This window comes from Halococcus salsus, assembly GCF_009900715.1.
In the GTDB taxonomy this organism is placed as follows: Archaea; Halobacteriota; Halobacteria; order Halobacteriales; family Halococcaceae; genus Halococcus; species Halococcus salsus.
The window spans coordinates 1-20,976 of the sequence record NZ_JAAAJC010000006.1 but is presented as its reverse complement, the minus strand read 5'-3'; the positions used below and the strand labels follow the sequence as shown (position 1 = coordinate 20,976).

At 54.7% G+C, this 20,976-nt stretch carries 18 protein-coding genes and 1 pseudogene; 9 read left to right on the top strand and 10 right to left on the bottom strand.

Annotated elements, in window-relative coordinates; all coding sequences use genetic code 11:
- The first annotated feature begins 89 nt into the window (after positions 1–89).
- Complete coding sequence (locus GT355_RS18570) at positions 90–248, top strand: DUF7563 family protein (RefSeq protein ID WP_420825971.1); 159 nt, start codon at positions 90–92, stop codon at positions 246–248.
- A 405-nt stretch (positions 249–653) separates the two neighbouring features.
- A complete protein-coding gene (locus GT355_RS13735; RefSeq protein WP_160135150.1) occupies positions 654–1,829 on the top strand; it encodes an enolase C-terminal domain-like protein in 1,176 nt (391 codons plus the stop codon).
- Positions 1,830–2,546: 717 nt separating this feature from the next.
- On the opposite strand, the gene GT355_RS13730 is transcribed toward GT355_RS13735, so the two are convergent.
- A complete protein-coding gene (locus GT355_RS13730) occupies positions 2,547–2,840 on the bottom strand; it encodes a hypothetical protein (protein ID WP_160135149.1) in 294 nt (97 codons plus the stop codon).
- A 58-nt stretch (positions 2,841–2,898) separates the two neighbouring features.
- Here GT355_RS13730 and GT355_RS13725 point away from each other — a divergent pair, with 58 nt between their 5' ends.
- Positions 2,899–3,567: a thermonuclease family protein gene (locus GT355_RS13725; protein WP_240145818.1), complete on the top strand. Its 669-nt coding sequence runs from the start codon at positions 2,899–2,901 to the stop codon at positions 3,565–3,567.
- Positions 3,568–3,958: 391 nt separating this feature from the next.
- Here GT355_RS13725 and GT355_RS18285 read toward each other — a convergent pair whose 3' ends face one another.
- A complete protein-coding gene (locus GT355_RS18285) occupies positions 3,959–4,093 on the bottom strand; it encodes a hydrogenase maturation nickel metallochaperone HypA (RefSeq protein WP_240145817.1) in 135 nt (44 codons plus the stop codon).
- An 891-nt stretch (positions 4,094–4,984) separates the two neighbouring features.
- Between GT355_RS18285 and GT355_RS13715 the strand changes: the two genes are divergently transcribed.
- Entirely contained in the window at positions 4,985–5,530 is a 546-nt protein-coding gene (locus GT355_RS13715; protein WP_160135148.1) for a dihydrofolate reductase family protein, read from the top strand.
- A gap of 618 nt (positions 5,531–6,148) precedes the next feature.
- On the opposite strand, the gene GT355_RS13710 is transcribed toward GT355_RS13715, so the two are convergent.
- Together GT355_RS13710 and GT355_RS13705 are read right to left on the bottom strand one after the other, a co-directional pair.
- Complete coding sequence (locus tag GT355_RS13710) at positions 6,149–7,033, bottom strand: SDR family oxidoreductase (RefSeq protein ID WP_192928025.1); 885 nt, start codon at positions 7,031–7,033, stop codon at positions 6,149–6,151.
- A 425-nt stretch (positions 7,034–7,458) separates the two neighbouring features.
- Positions 7,459–7,815: a nuclear transport factor 2 family protein gene (locus GT355_RS13705; RefSeq protein WP_160135146.1), complete on the bottom strand. Its 357-nt coding sequence runs from the start codon at positions 7,813–7,815 to the stop codon at positions 7,459–7,461.
- Positions 7,816–8,266: 451 nt separating this feature from the next.
- Between GT355_RS13705 and GT355_RS13700 the strand changes: the two genes are divergently transcribed.
- On the top strand, positions 8,267–9,007 hold the full coding sequence (locus GT355_RS13700) for a haloacid dehalogenase type II (RefSeq protein WP_160135145.1): 741 nt from the start codon (positions 8,267–8,269) through the stop codon (positions 9,005–9,007).
- A gap of 28 nt (positions 9,008–9,035) precedes the next feature.
- On the opposite strand, the gene GT355_RS13695 is transcribed toward GT355_RS13700, so the two are convergent.
- From GT355_RS13695 to GT355_RS13685, 3 genes are all read right to left on the bottom strand, one after another.
- Complete coding sequence (locus tag GT355_RS13695; protein ID WP_192928024.1) at positions 9,036–9,851, bottom strand: DUF6920 family protein; 816 nt, start codon at positions 9,849–9,851, stop codon at positions 9,036–9,038.
- A gap of 299 nt (positions 9,852–10,150) precedes the next feature.
- Positions 10,151–11,536, bottom strand: coding sequence for an FAD-binding oxidoreductase (locus tag GT355_RS13690; protein WP_160135144.1), 1,386 nt, complete (start codon positions 11,534–11,536; stop codon positions 10,151–10,153).
- Positions 11,537–11,612: 76 nt separating this feature from the next.
- Positions 11,613–12,587 carry a bile acid:sodium symporter family protein gene (locus GT355_RS13685; protein ID WP_160135143.1) on the bottom strand — a complete coding sequence of 325 codons (975 nt, stop codon included), beginning with the start codon at positions 12,585–12,587 and terminating at the stop codon, positions 11,613–11,615.
- 161 nt (positions 12,588–12,748) lie between these two features.
- Here GT355_RS13685 and GT355_RS13680 point away from each other — a divergent pair, with 161 nt between their 5' ends.
- Positions 12,749–13,522 carry an SDR family oxidoreductase gene (locus tag GT355_RS13680; protein WP_160135142.1) on the top strand — a complete coding sequence of 258 codons (774 nt, stop codon included), beginning with the start codon at positions 12,749–12,751 and terminating at the stop codon, positions 13,520–13,522.
- A gap of 497 nt (positions 13,523–14,019) precedes the next feature.
- On the top strand, positions 14,020–15,294 hold the full coding sequence (locus GT355_RS13675) for a glycoside hydrolase family 26 protein (RefSeq protein ID WP_160135141.1): 1,275 nt from the start codon (positions 14,020–14,022) through the stop codon (positions 15,292–15,294).
- Between the two features lie 896 nt (positions 15,295–16,190).
- On the opposite strand, the gene GT355_RS13670 is transcribed toward GT355_RS13675, so the two are convergent.
- The 3 genes from GT355_RS13670 to GT355_RS13660 all read right to left on the bottom strand — a co-directional run bounded on the left by GT355_RS13670 (position 16,191) and on the right by GT355_RS13660 (position 19,796).
- Positions 16,191–17,672 (bottom strand): response regulator, encoded by a 1,482-nt coding sequence (locus GT355_RS13670; protein ID WP_160135140.1) that lies wholly within the window; start codon positions 17,670–17,672, stop codon positions 16,191–16,193.
- Positions 17,669–18,304 (bottom strand): hypothetical protein, encoded by a 636-nt coding sequence (locus tag GT355_RS13665; RefSeq protein ID WP_160135139.1) that lies wholly within the window; start codon positions 18,302–18,304, stop codon positions 17,669–17,671. The genes GT355_RS13670 and GT355_RS13665 overlap by 4 nt, the downstream gene beginning before the upstream one ends.
- A 556-nt stretch (positions 18,305–18,860) precedes the next feature.
- Positions 18,861–19,796, bottom strand: coding sequence for an NAD-dependent epimerase/dehydratase family protein (locus GT355_RS13660; RefSeq protein ID WP_160135138.1), 936 nt, complete (start codon positions 19,794–19,796; stop codon positions 18,861–18,863).
- A 609-nt stretch (positions 19,797–20,405) separates the two neighbouring features.
- On the opposite strand from GT355_RS13660, the gene GT355_RS13655 reads away from it, so the two are divergent.
- On the top strand, positions 20,406–20,714 hold the full coding sequence (locus GT355_RS13655) for a hypothetical protein (protein WP_160135137.1): 309 nt from the start codon (positions 20,406–20,408) through the stop codon (positions 20,712–20,714).
- Between the two features lie 20 nt (positions 20,715–20,734).
- A pseudogene (locus tag GT355_RS13650) lies at positions 20,735–20,976 on the top strand (ISH3 family transposase); the annotation flags it as partial.

Genomic DNA, 20,976 nt, shown 5'->3' with positions numbered 1-20,976 from the left:
CTCTCCGCCCTACCGCTTGCCTTGCGGCTCGCGCTTGAGGGAGGGGCCTTAGCGCCTGAATTTAGGTAAAAGAAGCAAAGCATGAAGCTATGCCAAAATGCGACAATTGTGGCGCGTTCGTGACTCAGCAGTATGTTCGTGTATTCGCTCCGACTGGATTTAATACCGTCCGAGTATGTCCTGACTGTCCCGACATGTTACGCGACGGTGGCGACATCCGCGAAGCGAAGAGCAACCGGCGACAGTAACTGCGTGTATACGGGTCAAGAGCCGAATTGAGTCATCACTCGAGCTAGGGTCAACCAATATGTGGAGGCCCCAAAGCGATAGCAGGTTCATCAGCTAGGTCTCTTCACCTCCAGACGATTTCTCAGAGAACATCCGAGCAGAACCATAGAGAGAAATAGATACACCTGGAATCTCACCGCCCATCGTTCGGAGCTATCTATTGCTGATACAGTACCGGTTGGTGATCTTTTGGATATTTGATTTTTCACTCGGTTCTCTCAGCTACATCCTATCTAAGTGTGAGTTCTGAATTGGGAGGAGAAGAGGCATCTCTTGAAGGAAAGGCACTTTCAGCCGACAGCTATGCCTGCCTCAAAAATCGCCCGCCGCAAAACCTATCCGGCGACTCTCTGTTGGTCCCGGGGATGGGATTAGAGATAACGCGAATAGTTAGTACGGAATTCGCCTACACCGTTCCGGACGTCGGGACGGATGAATATGGGTTCAACCTCCGATATGACCCGGGTAACGAGCTTGAACGGAAGAGTTTCGCGCTTCAGGTCGAGACCGATGGGGACGTAACCGGTGAGTTCGTTGGCGGGACGTCACCGGGGGCAGCCCAGGTCAACATGATTGCGGACTATTTGATCGGCAAGAACCCCCTCGAGCGCGAGAAACACTGGAGTGAGCTCAAACGTGCTCTTCGAAAGTTCGATGGGATGGGGATTGGACCATTGGATATCGCCTTGTGGGATCTCGCAGGCAAACGGGATGAAACTCCGATCCACGAGTTACTCGGAACGTACCGGACGGAAATCCCAGCGTATGCTTCAACCTATAGCGCCGACGACGCGGGAGGGCTCGACTCGCCCGATGCCTTCGCCGATTTTGCCGAAGAGTGCTACGAAATGGGGTACTCCGGGTTCAAAATCCATCCATGGAGTGGAAGCGACGCTGCCCGTGATATCAACCGTGAAATCGAATTAGTGACTGCCGTTGGTGAACGTGTTGGCGATCGAATGGCGTTGATGATCGACCCTGCGTGTGAGTACGAGACCTTCATGGACGCACTCCGGGTCGGGAGAGCATGTGACGAACAGAACTTCTTCTGGTACGAGGACCCCTACAGAGATACTGGCATCAGCCAGCATTCCCATCGAAAACTACGGCAGATGCTCGATACACCTCTCCTCCAAACCGAACACATCCGTGGCTTAGAGCCAAAGACGGACTTCGTCGCAAATGAAGGCACTGACCTCGTCCGAGTCGACCCGGTGTACGATGGCGGAATCACAGGTGCGATGAAAGTCGTACGAATGGCTGAGGGGTTTGGACTCGATACGGAGTTCCACGCCCCTGGCCCTGCACAGCGCCATTGCATCGCCGCGACTCGAAACACCAATTTTTACGAGCTCGCGTTGGTTCACCCCGACTGCTCCAACTCGACGCCACCAGTCTATCTCGGCGACTACGCCGATGAACTCGATAGCATTACTGGTGAAGGCTGCGTTAGTGTTCCAAACGGGCCCGGACTGGGAGTCGACTACGATTGGGATTTCATCCTCGAGAACAAGACCGGCAGTGTACACGAATACACCTAATTAGCAAAGTCTTTGCAGACCAACTCTTCACAATCAATACGGAGTCATCAATTCTGCCGTCGAACCATCGCTCGCGAACGCAGATTGTCGCTGGCAATACCCGCTCACCAGGTAGACGACCCGGCCATGAGGGTGGAGCTGCTGAACTCAGCTATACAAGCTTGTCAGCCAACAAATCGAGGTGTAAAGGGATATCCTGGTATCCCCTTTGAGATGACGCGGTCATGCCTGAAGCGGCGAGGTGGGAGATAGGGAAAACCACCTCACTTTGGGAAATGCTGATGAGCCTTCTCCCGTGCTTCAGTGGTGCCTATAGTTCTCGAGGCACCAAAGTACAGTATCGGAGCAATGAACAAATCGGGCCGGCTTGCACCGGCAGGCGGCGGTCTAGAGCGACCCCACGCTTCGCCCAGCTGCTTCGAAGTGGCCGCTCCGACTCCCGCCTCAGGAGATCACCCCAACGCAAACCCCATCGACGGCTAACGCCACCCAAACATTTTTTCTCGGCTCTTTCGTTATTTTAATTCAGATGAACCGAACGCTACTCTCGATCGTTTTCGTCGTCGTTCTTGCATTCGCGGGCTGCAGTGGTACCGACCCGGGTTCAGGAGGCACCGCCGTACCCACTGATGAAGCCAGCGGAGAGCGAACAGAGGTACCGGACACCGAAACTACGATGAGTGCCTCGACGACTACCGGAGCAACTGCAACCCCTACTCAGACCGCGACTTCAAGCGCGACTCGAACGTCGACGAGTACACAAACACCGCCACAGACTCGGACTTCAACGTCAACTGTGACGGTGACCGACACCGCGACTCCAACCCCGACACCGACTGCGACGCCGACGCCAACACCGACTCCGACCCCAACACCGACTCCGACCCCAACACCGACTCCGACCCCAACACCGACTGCAACACCTACCCCTACGCCGACACCAACTGCAACACCAACACCGACCGCGACCCCGACGCCGACTCCGACCGCAACACCAACGGCGACACCCACTCCGGAGCCCGAGGCCTCAGTACCGGATGGAATCTCGGGTGACGCTCGCCAGGCGACAGTGACGCGCGTGATCGACGGCGACACCGTCGAGGTTGAGTTCGCGGGTGGCGAGACCGACACCGTCCGATTCATCGGTGTCGACACCCCCGAGACCTCACTCGGCGATGTCTCGCCCGACGAATACGAGGGCATCCCGAACACCCAGACCGCACGCGATCACCTCTACAACTGGGGCCAGCAGGCCAGCGAGTACGCCACCAACCAACTAGAGGGTGAGACCGTGCGCGTGGTGACCGACGACGAGAGCGATCGCCGCGGAAGCTTCGGTCGCCTGCTCGCATACATCTACGTGGGTGACTCCAATTTCAACCAGCAGCTGCTCGAGGATGGCTATGCGCGGGTCTACGACTCGTCGTTCTCGCTTCGTGAGGACTTCGATAGCACCGAAGAGGAGGCCCGCTCGAACGACGTTGGAGTGTGGGATTTCGAGGTTGAGGAGACCGCGACTCCCACCCCGACACCGACGCCTGAATCCGGATCCGGCGACGGCGAGAGCGATGGTGGTAGCGGTGTCGAAACACCGACGCCGAGCGGCGACGCGAGCGATCCCTACGACTGTTCGGACTTCGACTCCCAGGAGGCCGCTCAGCAAGTCCTCGATAGCGATCCCAGCGATCCGTCGGGTCTCGACGCTGACGACGATGACGTAGCCTGCGAATCGCTCTAATCCGGGTTGGCCCCGATCACGCTTCGTCAACCTGCCCAACGAGCGCTTCTATTGAGAGGTCTACCCCTGCGAGCAGTAGCTCGGCGAGCTTCTATGCGCGGTGCTCTCGCGGGGAACCCTTAGAGATATGGATGCATCACTCCGTGGCATCACTTCGGACTGGTGCATCCAACCTCTCGACGATCTACACGACGAGTTAGTGCCGCCGATCGAGAACCCCATCCTCATTGTCGATCTGACATGTCGTCCAAACGCGAGGCTTATGCTCTCAGAGCGCTTATTATACGACTTGAGGTGGGGGATGTCCCAGTTCTTACAGGCATCACCCACGTAGCTCCTGCCTCGATATTTCAGCGCACTGCCCTACCAACATTGGACTGCGGTCTCGTTACTAGACAGCGGTGAATCCCTGTTCTCCACCGCAGTGAGGGCAGCTGAACGGTGGGTTGTTGTCCTCGGTAGCGACGGTCTCGCCGCAGTCATCGCACTCGAACTCTGTCTGGAGTCTCTCGTTGTCTTCGTCCATATAGGGGATCTTTTGCTCCACGGGCTTGAGGGATCTGCACGCGAACTCGATGCTGCCCGCCCACGACCTCCTCTCTAACCCATAGTTTTGAGAAAAAAGGCAGTTCTTGAGGTACCCGTAGTCGGACTCAGCACTATCGGGCGATGGGGTCGTCAGGTGAGCAGTATCCGAGTCGACTGGGAACGGAGCCAAGAAATGGACTGGTTGAGTCGGAGTGAGAGCGCTGAATCTACGAGACAGAGATGACACGATTACACACCGAACAGGGAGGGTGTATTACTCTGGCCGCCGCCAGGTCCGTTCGTGATACCCTGTCTCTGCGCCACACCCCGGGCAGATCGTGATTGGCATACGATGGCGTTTCATCGGGGATTGGTTGTCAACCTCCCATGTGGCTCACATAGTACGTGATCTTGGACCGAACGTCGTAATCGACTTACACCAAATCTGAGAATGCTCGTACCCAGTTTCACGCCGCGTTGTTGGGCATCGGAGTGGGAGGTTCGAGGTGTTTATCTACGGCAGTGGTAGCAGACCCCGCCTCCGATGAATGGTCTCCCCATTCCTTTCTTACATTTCCTACAGGTTTCTGTCCCGGTACTTTGACCGACTCCGTTGTTCCCTGGCATGGCACCAGGTGTGGATGACAGTCACCCACGTATAACGATGATGAATCACTGTGGACCACTTGTGAACGCTTATCCGGTCAAATCACGGGACTTTCTCCTTGCACGATGTGGATCCGAATAGGGTCGTAACCGATGAATCCAAGCCGTACTGTCTCGGATATGTGTGATCGGGTACTGGGAGCGACGGTCGCAAAACAATGCAGGGTGTGTGGTTTGCAACCTTTATCCCGGTAGAACGCTTCCCCGATCGGCGACGAAACCGATGAAGACACAGTACTACACAGCAACGAGCATCGACGGGTATCTCGCCGATAACGAGAACTCACTCGACTGGCTCTTCCAGTTCGGTGAGATCGAGGGTATGGAGGACGACTATCCCCAGTTCGTAGACCAGGTGGGTGCTTTGGCCATGGGTTCGACGACCTACGAGTGGATCATAGAGCACGAAAACTTGCTGGAGGACCCTGAACAGTGGCCGTATGAGATTCCGGCGTGGGTATTTACTACTCGGGAATTACCGATAGTCGATGGTGTGGACATTCGCTTCGTACAAGGGGATGTTGCACCTGTTCACGAAGAGATGGCAAAGGCCGCCGACGGCAAGAACGTCTGGCTCGTTGGAGGCGGTGATCTCGTCGGCCAATTCCACGATCGTGGTCTCCTTGACGAGATCGTTCTCACCGTCGCGCCCGTCACGCTCGGTTCGGGTGCGCCACTCCTGCCGCGCAGGATCACTGAACCGCCCCTGAAATTGACCAACGTCCGAAGATATGACGATGTCTTTGCAGTTTTGACGTACGAGGTGTAACGTGTCGGAGTGAGAAGTCGATCCGCGGTACGTGACGGATCAACGAAATAGTTGAGAGCGTCCGCACTACCTCGAACGAACACAACCGGATGGATCATGAGCGAAAGGCGACTCGGGGAATACCGCACTTTCCAAGCGCCAGCCGAACTCGATTGGTCCCTCGTCACCGGAAGAGACGAAGAGAACGCTCACTGATGGCCAGAGCCAGAACAACCAGAACAGCATCAATACCCGCAATGGGTCGAGCGATTCGGAGACAGATCCCGGCAACCCAATGAGACCGGAATACCACAACGTACTCCACGGCACTCCCACAAAAGCGCTCAAGAAGGCGACGATGCCCACTCCGGCCGAAACCTTTGTGGCCTGAGGAGTTCAGTGCTCAATAAGAGGGGTGCATGCTGCCAAAGCCGGTGACGAACCACCGGCTGAGGCGGCAGTCAGCGTCAGAGTTCGATTCCGTGAGGTATCTCCGGCTTCAAAGTCATCCGAGCGTCTCGCCATCATAGCTATTTGTGAGTCCGCCAAGGANTTTCCATATAACTCACAGAAAGGGTGTGTTCATTGAGTGGGTCTCGATACCCCACGAGGCCTTTGGAAGGAAATACGGTTCCAGACCTATCCATTGAGGATAGTTCCGCCGTTGAGGTGGAGGGTTTGACCACTCATGTACGACGAATCTTGGGAAGCAAGGTATACGTAGGCCGGGCCGAGCTCGGAAGGTTGGCCGGCACGGCCCATTGGGACGTCCTCTCCGAACTGTTCGACGACTTCGGGGTCGTACTGACCCATTGTGGCTGGAATCAAGGGCGTCCAGATCGGACCCGGTGCAACCTGATTGACCCGGATCCCCTGCCCAACCACTTGTTGGGACAACGACCGGGTGAATCCGGCGATCGCACCCTTGGTCGAGGAGTAGTCGACTAGCATATCGTTACCGACGAAAGCGTTGATCGACGTCGTATTGATCACTGTATCGCCATCGTCCAGATGAGGAAGGACAGCTCGCGTGAGATAGAAGTAGCCGTGGATATTGATGTTGAAGGTCTCTTCCCACTGTTCGTCAGTGATCTCGGTGAGATCGGTCTTGACGACTTGCTGAGCGGCGTTGTTGACCAAAATGTTGATCCCACCGAGTGTGTCGAGTACTTTTTCGACGGCGGCTTGGCAGAAGGCGCTATCGCGCACATCTCCGTCGATCAACAGGCATTCTTGACCCTCGTCTTCGACCATCTCCTTGGTAGTCTGAGCGTCTTCATGCTCGTCGAGATAGAGAGCGGCGACGTCCGCTCCTTCCCTGGCGAAATGAGCGGCGACGGCACGCCCGATACCGCTATCACCACCAGTCACTACTGCAACTTTTCCCGCAAGCTTGTCGCTTCCGTTGTAGCTGTTGCGGATGAAATCCGCGGGTGGTTGCATCTCGTCCTCGGTACCCGGTTGGCGATCCTGCTTCTGTGGACCGATCTGTTCCGCTTTCTCCGCGACTCTTTTTTCTTCCATAATCGAGATCGACTCGAGGATGGGAACCTCTAGAGGGAAAGAGGATAGCCTGCAAGTGCCAGACACACCGTAGAAGCGACAGGAATGGGAACTTCTCAACGGAACATACTATGGTGTCTTCTGGACACTATGAAGGCGGTATTGGAAGTAACAACATAGGACCTCATTTGTTGGTCGCTATGCGTCGATGACCGTTTTCACGGTTTCTAACCCACCATCAGCAGCACCGCTGTGCTTCGACCGGCAGTTCGTATCTTCCGAAACAGAAACGCGAGTCTTCGTTATGTGTGAGGTGAAATATGGAGAAGACACAGGCTACTTTCCAGTAAGACGGACTTCGTGGGTCTTTGCGTGGTCGAGTGCAGCGAACAGCGTTTCACCCGCCCATTCACACTCGGTACATTCGTAACGTGGCATACCAGAGGCTATACTTCGTCGCGGTCGGTGTACGTATAGCGGCGTGTGATTACCTCGTCCTCGAATTCATGGAAATCAGCGAATCCGAACCGGACCTGCTCGCCATATCGATTCCCTGTGAATGAACCCCGGACTGCCGCGGTGGGCCCCTCAACTACTATACTGTGAATCTCGTGAGTGCCATCTTCAAGCGGGCGACCCGATTCGTAGAACTCCCTGAGCGCACCCCGTCCTTCGATAGTAGGCTGTCCCGGTCGCTCGTAGTAGACATCTTCAGCGAACAACTCCACGAGGTCGTCATAGCGGTCCGCGTCCACGAACTCGTAATACCGCCGTACTACTGACTCCGGGCCAGTCGTAGCCATGCCTCGAAATATTGACTGGAGCTGTTTAAACTGCCGTGGAGGGTGTCGACCACGGTCTCGATAGCACGATCGCATTGTCGGGAGAGACAGGAGTGGTCACCTCCGCTGAGTTGCCCGCTGGGAAGCGTCTCGATCGAGACCTCCCCTACAATTTCTACTACATCACCGAACGGGTATGCGACCTCTTTGATCGAAGCACTATCCTCGATAAGGGAGTCTGGCGAGATACGTACACTCAAGTGAAGAAATCGGAGGATATCGAACGGTACGAAGAAGTCACTCGTCTATAGCATCGATGACAACCATTGACTTATGACTGAAACTCTTCGCGGTCTCGTGCGGTCAGAACCCATCCATCGGATAGCCTATCATTGATCGCGCTCGTGAGTCCAGACATGAGTGCCACTGTCGAGCCTCATATTCTCCCGATGGACAGCACCAGCCACGCCAAATGTATCTGGAGAAGGCCCTGATGACACCACCAGATATCGATGCACTCGTCTTCGATGTCTTTGGAACGGTCGTAGACTGGCGAAGCGGTGTGATCCGCGACGGGGAGAAACTCGGCGCAGAGCGGGACGTCGATGTGGACTGGGCAGCCTTTGCGGACGCCTGGCGCGATGAGTACCAACCATCGATGGACCGGGTTCGTGAGGGCGACATCCCCTGGCGAAACCTCGATGCCCTCCATCGTGATTCACTGGAAACGCTCCTCGATCGGTTCGGTATCGAGGCGTTCACCGAGGCCGACAAGGAATGGCTCACAGGCGTGTGGCATCGCCTCGACCCATGGCCGGATTCGATACCGGGTCTTCGCCGACTTCGTGCCGAGTATCTCGTTGCGACCCTCTCGAACGGGCACGTCCGATTGCTTGCGAATATGGCTAAACGTGCGGGAATTCCCTGGGACCTCATTCTCTCCGCTGAGCTCTCGGGTCACTACAAACCCGCCGAGGAGGCTTACCTGAGAGCGGTCGAACTGCTGGACGTGACGCCCGACGAAGTCATAATGGTGGCTGCTCACGAGACGGACCTCGAGGCCGCAAGCGAAGCGGGTCTCCGAACAGCGTACGTCCACCGACCACTGGAATGGGGGTCAAGCGAGTCTAGGTCGACGAACGAGCCCTCCAATTCAACGGCTGAGATAGTTGCCGATGACCTCGAGGATCTCGCCGTCGCTCTTGATGTGTGAAATAGCGAACCTGATTGGTCACTATCGGTCAATGAAAGGAGATGTCTCGAAGCTCTGCCCGGAAGAATGGCTCGTACGCATCGGTTCCGAACCCCCAGCCCACCTCTAATCGGGAGGGGATCGTGAGATCGTCGACGGTTCGCTCACGCTCGATGGCTGCTCCGAACGGACGCATTTCGCCGGTATCCACATCAAGACGGAGTGTTTCGACGGATTCGACCGCCCCCTTCTCGTCAATCGTTATGGTGAGCGATTCCTCAACGGCCGGAAGCGTCACGCGCGCCCGTCGGTGGTCGATCCCCTCCCACTCGGCTCCCATTGCCGGAAGAAGGCTCGTGGGGAGCCAAACTGACTCGGCGAGAAACCGACCGGCCGACGAATGGTCGATGGCTGCCCCGCCAGAACGAACGATGGGAACGAGACCAGCCAGGGCAAATCGCTGCCCACCGGTGCCATCAACGTGGAAATCGGCTCCCGAAAACTCGAGACTGGGACCGAACTGAACGTTCGGTCGCCAAACGAACCCACGCTGTGCAGCCAGTGTCTCCTCGGCGTCGAATGCCAGCCAGCGCTCGCCGAGACGGAGCTGGCCCTCCATCGTCAACTCGACCCGACGGGCGAGTGGTGTATCAGGTGCAATGGCATGACGAAAATAGCGCTGAGCTGCCTCCGGAAGGCTTTCGATCAAGGAAGGATCGAACATATCGTCAGCTGTCCGTTCGCTCCTGAGTGCTCGTCGATGGTTTCTGAGCTTCCATCGGTCGCGGATCTGAACAGCGCCTAAGACACCACCAATTCCAGCAAGAGCGAGCATGACGCGACGTGAGGTGGTCAACTCAGGCATACACTGACAGTTCGGTTTCTACCGGGAATATCTTCGGGCCGAAATAAGAGATGACTTCTCAACCGAATGGTTGGCTGCTCCGTCTTGATTTTCGGTACCGGTGCTTCGAACACTGACCTCTCATAGATCGGATGACCGAGACGAACGACAGACCAAGACAGACGGCTGACACCCTCTCGGAGCGTGTGTTCGTCGTGTGGTCAACTATTCGTCCATAAGGTCACTCGGAAGCCCGGTGGCCCGTGTCGCCGAACTCGACTGGACCGACCGGAGGAATCGAATCAGGAGGGTGAAACCATTCAGTGGTCGGGTAGTAGTTTTCCCGGATTCAAGATTCCGTTAGGGTCAACTGCTGCTTTTATCTCCTGCATCAAATCTACTCCTGCAGCGTGTTCTTCTCGCATGAACTTTCGCTTCCCGATGCCCACTCCATGCTCACCCGTCGAAGTTCCGCCCATCGAGATAGCCGCACGCACCATCCGATCGTTGAGTTCGGTCGCACGTTCGAATTCCTGCTCATCGTCGAGGTCCGCGATCGGAAGGAAGTGGAGGTTGCCATCGCCTGCGTGGCCGACACATGGTACAGTGAGATCGAGTTCTTCCGACAATTCGGCAGCCTTACGCACAATATCTGGATATTTCGAAACGGGAACAACTACATCACCGATAAACGCAACGGTTGCATCCGAGCGGTACTCACAGGCTGCCGGGTAGACGTTCCGTCGCGCTGACCATAGTCGAGCCATCTCTGCCTCGCCAGCGGTTTCAAATGCGACACAGTCAGCAGCTTCACAGGATGCCTTCACAGTGTCGAGGTCTGCAGTTACGCCATTGTTCGTCCCATGGAGTTCGATCAGAAGCTGGGGCGATATTGGCAGGTCCGCATCGTCAGTCTCGTTCAAAAGACCAGCTGCACCGCTGTCAAGATACTCGATAGCACCGGGTGTGAGTGGGCTGGCCATGATATTTGCGACGGCTTTGCCCGCAGCGCCTCGGGTGGGGAAGGTGGCGAGTGCAGCCCGGCGTTCAGCAGGAAGCGGCTCGAGCGCAAGCGCAACCTCAGTTACGATACCGAGTGTTCCTTCGCTCCCCACAAACAAGTCTTTGAGTTGGTAGCCGGACGATGACTTCGCAACGTCTCGACCACACTGAACTGTCTCGCCATCCGCCAGCGCGACTGTGAGACGACGGATGTGATCACCAGTCACACCGTATTTGACGGCGTTCAGTCCACTAGCGTTGTTCGCTACCATCCCACCGACAGTCGCGAGATCACCGGCAGCGATTCCGGGGGCGAAACGGAGTCCGTGTAACTCCAACTTGCTGTTCAACTCATCGTAAATAACACCAGGTCCGACAACAGCGAGTCGATCCGCCGGCCGAATCTCCACGCTGTCCATTGGGAGTGTGTCGAGGACGACACCACCCTCAACCGGTATTGGGTTCCCCTCGATGCTCGACCCACCACTTCGCGGTGTGACAGCTACCCCACGAGCATGACATGCCTCGAGCACGGTCGAAACGTCACCTGCAGACATCGCACGAACAACCCCATCCGGATAGTGGGCCGTATGGGGTCCCTCATCGTGACTGTATGCCTCTAGAGTCGCTCTATCAGTTACGACACTGCCCTCAACGCTGAGATCATCGAGAAAGCTGACATCGTATTCCCCATCAGGCGTCATTGGTACTCTGTTCAGTAGCAGAAGGAAAAGCGTTGTTCACACAGTACACTCTCTATTGTGGTTCTTTCACTGCTTTTCAGGTTGGTACCGCTGACTCCTCCGCGTCGTCGCTTTTGCGAGCGAAGTATGTTGCCAATAGCGGACCCACGATGAGCATCCAGACGCTGAATAGTGCAGGAAGGAGTGACGAAAGCGGCGTAAAGAACGTAACAGCTAGGGCAGTTGCTAACCCGGAATTCTGGAGTCCAACCTCGAAGGTACACGCCCGGACCCGGTCGGTGGGCATGTTTGCTGCGCGACCAACGGCGTATCCAGACGCGAGGCCGATGGTATTGTGTATGACCATTGCTGCGAGTGCAAGCAGACTCACGCCGAATATGGTCTCTGCATTGAGGCCAACTACGGCTGAGACGATAACGACGATAGCTGCAACACTGATCGACGGAAACACGGTAAGGCTCGCTTCAGCCACGTTGGGTGCTCGTCGGTCCAGGAGTTGGCGAATGACGATTCCAGAGATAACTGGGAGCAGAACGATGAGCAGAATTTCTTCGGACAATTGAGCGAACGTAACCTGGATCTCCGACCCAGCCAGGAAAAGTACCCATGCTGGCATGATGATGGGTGCCGCAATGGTCGTTAACGAGGTGATCGCAATTGAAAGTGCGACATCACCTTTAGAGAGGTATGTCATCACGTTCGAAGACGTTCCGCCGGGTGATGCACCAAGCAGAATGATGCCAATTCCTATCTCCGGTGGCAGACTGAAGGCCTGCACCAACAGATATGCGGCCAGTGGCATGACTAACCACTGGGCAAGAGCACCGATGAAAACGTCTCGGGGACGCTCGATGATACGTTTGAGATCTGGAGGGGTGAGTGTCAAACCCATCCCAAGCATCACGATGCCCAGTAGGAGTGAGATATACTCTCCAAGCCAGCTGAATGCCCCTGGTTGGTACAACGCAAGCACCGACGCTGCGATCACCCATACAACGAAATATTTGTTTATAAATGACGTGACCTGTTCCAACCTATTTTGCCAAGACATTTGTTACCAAGAAAACCCACATATCTATTGAGAATATAACTACTGGTTCTTGCCCGAGAAACGGAGTAGCGATAGTAACAATCGAGTAGTAGTTTGGAAGAACTGCTCCCTCCCCTTATACAGTCATAAGGAATACATGAGTTGGGTTGGCAATAAGGTACATGGAGAAGATGTTGAGCGGCAAAACCGCTGTCGTCACAGGTGGGGCAAGTGGAAACGGTCGTGCGATCTCGTCGCTGTTCGCAGAAGAGGGCGCAGACATCGTTATCGCCGATATCCAGAAAGATCCCCGTGAGGGCGGTGAACCGACTCACGACCGGATCGAAGCAAATACTAATGCGAACGCGACGTTTGTTGAGTGCGATGTTACCGATTACGAAGCACTGAAGGATGCAGTAGCGGCCGCCGACGAATTCGGCGGCATCGACACGATGGTGAACAATGCGGGCGTTTTCCGCGCTGAAGAGTTCCTCGAGGAGGGTGACGACATCTTCGATATGATCATGGACATCAACGTCCGTGGAACCTACTACGGCTCGCGTGCGGCCGCCAATGCCATGGTGGATAACGGCGGGGGCAGTATTATCAACCTCTCAAGCGTTGCTGGCCTCGAAGGGTCAGGAGAGTTCATCAGTTACTGTGCTTCAAAAGGCGCAGTTCGCCTGATGACGTACTCGCTCGCTTCACTGCTTGGACCCGAGGGCGTTCGAGTCAATGCTATCCACCCAGGACTGATCGAGACATCAATGACCACCGAGGACGTACCGATCTTCGGGACTGACAAAGAGGCAGGATTCGTCGGGCAGATTCCGAGTGGACGCGGCGGTACGGCAGAGGACGTTGCAAAGGGAGCGCTCTTCCTCGCCTCGGATCTCAGTGATTCCGTCAACTCCGAGTCACTCGTCATCGACGGGGGGATGACGAACTCCCAGTAGCGAAATCACCATTTGTATATACAGTTGAGCAAACCAACGAACTCCGCGGAATGGATGGTGCAGAGTAGGGTACTGACCACCAATGGAGAGCTGAATATGATGTCGAGTTGGCTCTCAGGAATACACCACGACCACGTCTTAACAACCGGCGAATCGGATTTTCCTTCTCGGTCCCAGAGGTCTGAGCAAGGGGAGAAACACTATTATCTTTGATGTACTATCGACGGTTATGAGCACTCGATCCGCATCACGTCAATCGCGATGCTTGAAATGTGGGTTCGAAGCGGATTCCGGTAGTGAGAAATGGAAACGAGTTGACGCGCCGCCGTTCGGCAGTCTTACACAGTGTCCGGAATGCGGCAGCACCAATATACTCAGTCGGTCACGAGACTAGCAGCTGTTCTGCAGCTTCCGAGAAGCTTGAGAACGGAAATGAGCAGAGATCTGACATTCAGGATCACCCAATGCTTAATCGAATTGCCAGTGAGTACCAATAGATGAACCGCCGGAAGTTCCTCCGAGCAGCAGGGTTGGTCGGTATTGCCGGCGCGAGCGGCTGTTCGACACCGTTCGACCCGCTCTCGGAACCGAATCGAAGCAATGCTAGCGGGTCGGGTGGAACATCGACACCTGAGCTGACACCAACCCCCGAACCTCCAGAGACTCGTTCGGGGACAGCATTGACGGGTGTCTATGCCGGCGGCGACGACATCGTGGGGAGTCTGGAAAGCTACAGTAGTTGGCTCGGCCAGAAGCCGGCAGTCGCAGTCGTTTTCCTCGATGCGTTTGGGCCAGCGAGCGCAAAGCAGGGATTCGTCGAAGGTGCGCTAACGAACGTCTGGAAAGCGGGTCACGTGCCACTGATATCCTGGCAACCGTTCGGGCAACAGAGCAACGAAACTAGTGAGACGATCGAACGTGCGATCGCAAACGGAGAGTACGACGACCAGATCGATGAATGGGCAAGCCTGCTCGAGAGCTGGGCACGACCACGTGGTGGCGACATCCGCGGGCGGCGATTCTACTTTCGGCCGGCCCACGAAATGAACGGGAACTGGTTCCCATGGAGTGCAGTCGATTCAACACGTATTGAAGCAACCGCATCTCCCGAATCGGGTAATGAGGGAGGAGAGGATCCAACTGCCGGCACTCCCGAAGACTACATCGGAATGTGGCGTCAGCTTCACGGACGATTCTCCGAGACCGCACTCGCGGCATCGAATATCCAATGGATATGGTCGCCGAATGCGGATGAAATCGGCGGTATTCGTGCTGAACGCTATTACCCCGGCGATCAGTTCGTCGATTGGGTCGGTCTTGATGGGTTCAATTTCGGTGGGAGTCAGCGATACTCGAGCGGGCAGTCAGACTGGCGCTCTCCTGAGGAGTTGTTTGGCTCGATGTTGGGCCGGATTCGCGAGTTGACCAGTAAACCGGTGGCTTTCACTGAGTTTGCTTCCTCGTCAGTTCCTGACTCGGGCGATGGACACGAACCTCAACAGAAAGCCCAGTGGATCGAAGACGCTTTCAGCTACGTTTCAGAGAACGATATCAAGATGACCTGCTGGTTCAACGTCGACAAGACAGGCCAAGATGAGACCGACTGGGCGGTCTTCGGTGGTGCGCGAGGTACATCTCAGGTCACAGTCGATGGGGAACAGTATCCAGCGTACGAGAGCTACAAAGAAGCCATCACAGCCAGTGAGTATCTCAATTCGTTACCGGATTATCCACCACTTTTGACCGACGACGAGTTCGCCGGCCAGTTCTGAATTCTCCGGAAGACCTCATTATTGGTTATTGAATCACCCATTTTTTGGCTCCCTCCTTTTCTCCAGAGCTGTCCAATGACAATTCGCCAGAGGGGAGGACAGTCGCTCAGCGGTGGAGTATTAGGAGCGATTGTCACGCCAGATATGGAACCATGCTTTTGTCCGCCACGGGGGACTCTACGACTTCGGCGGGCGGTCGTTCTCAAGCTGGGATACTGATTGAAGCCTCGTCACCCACAGCGGCGCAAGGTTCGAAATCCTCACTGCGGCACCACCCCGAATACTTCAAGGCCGGTACCGACGAACGTCAGAAACCCAGCGGGGATAGAGAGTATAGAGAGACAAGACGCTAATATCGATTATGGAGGAGCTTCGTACTATTCCAACCCATCTATGGGTTTAGTGTTGAAGTGGTTTAACTACCAGGGAATGTGTTTAAGATGACTAAAGTGTTGAATAATAGAAGGAAGGAGTATGAACTGTCCCATCTGCGATGTTTCGCTTACAGATGACCGCCCGAGATATCACATTACACTTGGTATCGTAGATAGCAGTCGTTCGTCGACAGCACTTCCCACTCGAGGTTCTACTACGGTTCAAGTTTGTAAGGACTGCTGGAATGACTTCAGAACAAAACTCTCCTGACGATACGCATAAATTTCGCTATCTACGAGAAATTCTATACAACTCACTGCCCCCCTTCGAAGTCATTGAGTCGGCCTCTCTGTAAGGAATCGCTCCCGGAAGAACAGCCCCATTATTTTATTATTCTTGAATCGGAGAGGGAAAGAGTCGGTAAGTTGTTCAATAGAGAGGGAAGTCTGCGCACACTGCTTCAAGCAGTACCAAGGCGATCTCCACAATCCACATTAGGTGTTGTCTCCAAAGTGGGGATGTCAGCTGCTCTCATTGTGAACGAGTGATTCGAAATTCACATCTGTCACCTCGAATCGTGCCCCTCCGGCCTGACTCTCAGTGGCCGTGATAGTCCATCCATGTCCTAGAGCGATTTGTTTCACAATCGTGAGACCGAGTCCGTTCCTATTGGGTTCGGTTGTCGATCCCGACTCAAATATTTCCTCTCGATCGGATGGTGGGATCCCTGGCCCCGTATCCTCGAAGTAGAGAGACGATTCAGTTGTTCCAACATGAATCACCACATCATCATCCGTGTGATCGACTGCGTTTCGGAGCAGGTTTTCGACCAACTGCTGGAAGAGTTCTGGATCGGCTTCCAGCACCCGAGAGTTGTCGATATGGAGTTTTGCTTGATTTGCGTCGATGGTTTGCCAAGCCTGACGCACGACCTCCTCGAAGGGGAGAGGCTGAGTCGCACCGATCTGAGCATCGTTTTCCACAAGGGTGACTATCTGCCCAAGGAGGACATCCATCTGATCAAGCGAACTGGACACTTTGTCTATATACGACTCCTCGTGGTCTTCGTGATAGAGATCGATGAAGCCTTTCGCCGCACTAAGGGGCTCACGGAGGTCGCGCGTTATCATTGTTTGAATATCGCTGAGCTGTCCGTTTCGCTGCCGTAGTTCTTGCTCGCGCTTTTTCAGGTCCGAGATGTCGCGAGCGGTAACGACGTAGCCTTGAATGAATCCATCATCAAAGAGGTTCTTGCCCCGTGCTTCAACGACGCTCCAGCCACCTTCCGGGTCCTCGAAACGGAATTCGATGACCGGCTCGTAGGAGGGATTTTCAATACCCTCGAAAAAGCTCTCCATAGCATCCATCCGGTCGTTTGGTGGCATGTAATCGAAGGCGCACTCCCCGATGAGTTCCTCTTGCTCATAGCCAAGCGTCCTTTTGCAGGCCGGAGAGATGTACTTGAATCGAGCACTCTCATCAACAACGCTGATGACGTCAGTGGAGTTGGTGACCAACTTGCTGAACTTTTCCTCGGAGCGTTTGAGTGATTCCGAGGCTCGATACCGCTCAACAGCATTGAGAAGGCGATTCGCTAAGACAGAGTATTGGCTGGCATTGGTCTCCTTTTGCAGATAGTCCGTAACTCCTTTCGATATCGCTTCACTTGCGATCTCTTCGCTCCCTTTTCCAGTGAACAGGACAAATGGGGTGTCAGGGTGATCCTGACGGACATTCTCGAGAAAGTCCAATCCGTTCATTTTCGGCATATCATAGTCACTAACAATTGCGTCTACGCGCTCTCGTTCGAGGCGTTCGAGCGCTTCATCACCGAACGACTCGGAGATTACGGTGAACTCATCACGTTCACGCTCGAGAAACGTTGCAGTGAGATCAAGCATGCTAGGATCGTCATCGACAAGCAGGACGACGATCTCGGAACATTCGTTCGTATCATAGAGCAGCTCCGAGAGGCCCCCGTCAGTACGATCTCCATTGCTCATTTTCCCATCTGATTCGTGAGGATGGTCTCGTAATACGGTATCATCACTTCAATGCCCTGTTGCCAGTGACGCTTCGTATGCATGTCATGCAGTTCAAAGGCGAGGACGTATCTGAGGGGCTCTGGCCCCAATCCTGACTTGCCGGCTCGAGGCTTCGAAGGATAATCCGGGTTTTGTAGAGCCGCTCGAAGCTCATGAACTTGCGACCACCCAAATGGGGTCCAGTAGTTGCCACCGGCCTTGTGCTTTCGCCATGCCTCGGCCTTTTTCACGGCGTAGTTCGAATCGGCTCCGATTATCGAGGCTCGCTGACGGAGCTTATTCCTGACCGGAGAGTAGTCAGCATCCATGATGGCTTCCTGCTGGATATCACCGTGTTGCAGACATTGGAATTCGACTTCGTCTTTTGCTTCGAGAGCATCAACAAACGCTGTTGCAGCCAGGCGTAGCTTGTCGTCTCCAAGATTCTCGAACTGATACTTGTCGATCATATAAAAATGTTCAATGGCATCGCTATAGGATCCCCGGTCGTGAGCTTGGAATCCGGCCGCTAATTGTTCCGATAGATATCGGGCGGTGGATCTGTTATCGTTTGCTTCCATTCGTTGTTTTTCCGCCGAACGTTGACTCATTGGGCCACCATTCACTGTTTGATGTCTTGGCCAAAAACAGAAATGTTTTGTTCTTATATTGACGTATTGAACCGGCTCGAGCAAGAGTAGGAGTTGATATAGAACTAACTGTATAAATACGGCAGGAGACCCTTTGTCGTCGTTGGATAGACAATAGCGGAATAGTGGCCGAAGCACGGTAGATGGCATCAGGGATGATCTTATAGAGAGATAACTATTATCATCATTGATGTAGTACTATCTGTTATGGGCATTCGATCCTCATCGCGTCAACCGCAGTGTCTGCAATGTGGGTTCGAAGCGGATTCCGGTAGTGACGAGTGGGAACGAGTCAATGCACCGCCGTTCCGCAGCCTCACGCAGTGTCCGGAGTGTGGAAGCACCAATATTCTCAGTCGTTCACGATAGCGGTTTTCTGTGGCTTCCAGTGTTTTGTTTGATTAGATCTCCCCTCCTGTTTGTTGTACTTCGACGGGCAACGAGCTATGTTCGATGACGCAATGTTGATCGCTTTATATTACCGACATTGACGTCTGACGTTCCCACTACCTCCCTATCACGTTCCTAGTGATTCGGGCTGGTATTCGTCGGTCACCAGGCGGATCCCCTCCTCAAAGTCGATTTGAGGCTCCCAGTCGGTCCCAGTGGTCATCTTGGTGATATCGGCCATGGTATCGTGAACGTACACATCCTCGGGAATTGGATTCTCAGTATACTCGGGTTCGATATCGGTCCCCAATTCGTTGTTCAATAACTCAACGATGGTATTGAACGAGTAGCTCTCTCCGGTACCGAGATTGTAGATTCCGTCGAGGTGTTCGTCGGCCGCGATCTCCAGCCCGCGGACGATATCTCGAACGTGGATACAGTCACGGGTCTGCGTTCCGTCACCGTAGAGAATCGGGGCCTCACCGTTGGCAAGGCTGTCGGCGAACTGGGCAACGACATTCGCGTACTCGCCTTTGTGCGCCTCACTCCCACCGTAGCCTTGATAGACGGAGAAAAAGCGCATCCCAGCACAGGTAATGTCGTGGAAGTTCGAATAGTACTCGGCATAGCGTTCACGGGCCAACTTGGAAGCTTCATAGCCAGTGTTTGCCTGGACGTCCATATTCTCGGGTGAGGGCTCGGTCCGGTTTCCGTAGACCGAAGACGTGGATGCATATACCACGGTTTCACACCCCTGCTTGCGTGCTTGCTCGACGACATTGACGAACCCCTTGACGTTGATATGGGTGCCTTGTTGGGGGTTTGCTTCGTGCATCACGTACGAGGAGAGCGCAGCGAGGTGGAACACGACATCCACATCTACGGGCAGGTCCTCATCGAGGACACTCACATCGACGAACTCTACCTCATTGTTCAGATTCTCCTCGGTACCGAGATAGCCGTTGTCAAGAGCTATCACGTCATTCGACTCGGTGAGGTGGTTGGCGAGATTCGAGCCGATGAAGCCCGCACCGCCGGTTACGAGCACTCGTTTCCCGTTCATATGTACCGTTGGTGATCTCTCTGTCTTAGCTATTCAGTCAATGAGGTCTCTCACTCTCCTGGTTCGGTTCTCTGAGTGAGGGCTTTTCGCTTTGTCCCGTTGCATATTCGATGCTCAGTTACGTGCCAATGGTTCTGCAGGAGATCTGTCTCACATGTTCCATATCGGGCGAAATACCTATCCGATTCTCGGGCATACATACACGTAGTTCCGGTGGAGCAAGACCCAACGTCAGCGGAAGGACTCATGCGTCAGATGAGTATTCTCGGTCGCGCACACAGCTATAGTTTTCACTCAGAGAGGTAGAGAGGGGCATCCCACTCACAATATCCTGTGTACATCTCCGTGGAGAGATGCATCAAAAACCACGATAGATCTTGTCCCTGTAGCAAACACAACACTAGTACCCCGGGGTGAGAAAGCCCTTTCACGTTCTTAATTTCTGGTATGTCATCTTACCAACTGATTGCTTGGCTATCGTATCGCTCTCTACATTCTCCCTGAATGTCTTTTAACACTACAGTCGGCGCGTTCCTCACATTGTATCAGTAGACACATCAAAGACGCTTAGTACGTCGGTGTAGTTAATTTAGCAGCTACTGACAACCCATGGATGTAAAGCGTGTAATTGCAGCGACGGGGCTCCTTGTAATCGGTGTCGGGATCTTCGTTACTGATTTTCCCGTCATAGGCCGGCCCGCGTCGATCCTCCTCAATCACCCGATCATCGCTTTCCTCCTGCTCGGGTGGTATCTCGGGCGGCCTGCGATCGCGATGGGGGCCCAATGGTTTCACTACCGGTGGCGCGATTCGTTGGATGAGGACGTTGAACCTCCCTCTCTTTCCGTGCTCATTCCGGCGTACAACGAAGAGAACCAAGTAACCGAGACTCAGTACCTCACAAAGCGGGTTAGGTGAACGGGCTGCTTGGTCGGTTGATGCGACCGGACCAAGCAGCCAACGAACTCACCGAAGAGCAGGTCCTTAACTTTCTCGTCAACACTCTCGACGAGGAGATCGATATCGAACTCGGCGAGAACGCCGATATCGACTCCGAGGACATCTGGGACGTCCTCGTCGGCGCGACAGCCGACGAGGACTCGGTCAGTCATCTCTGTGAGATCTCAGAGGACTCACCCCACGGTAATACGATTCTCCACCACCTCCGGACGAAGTTCGA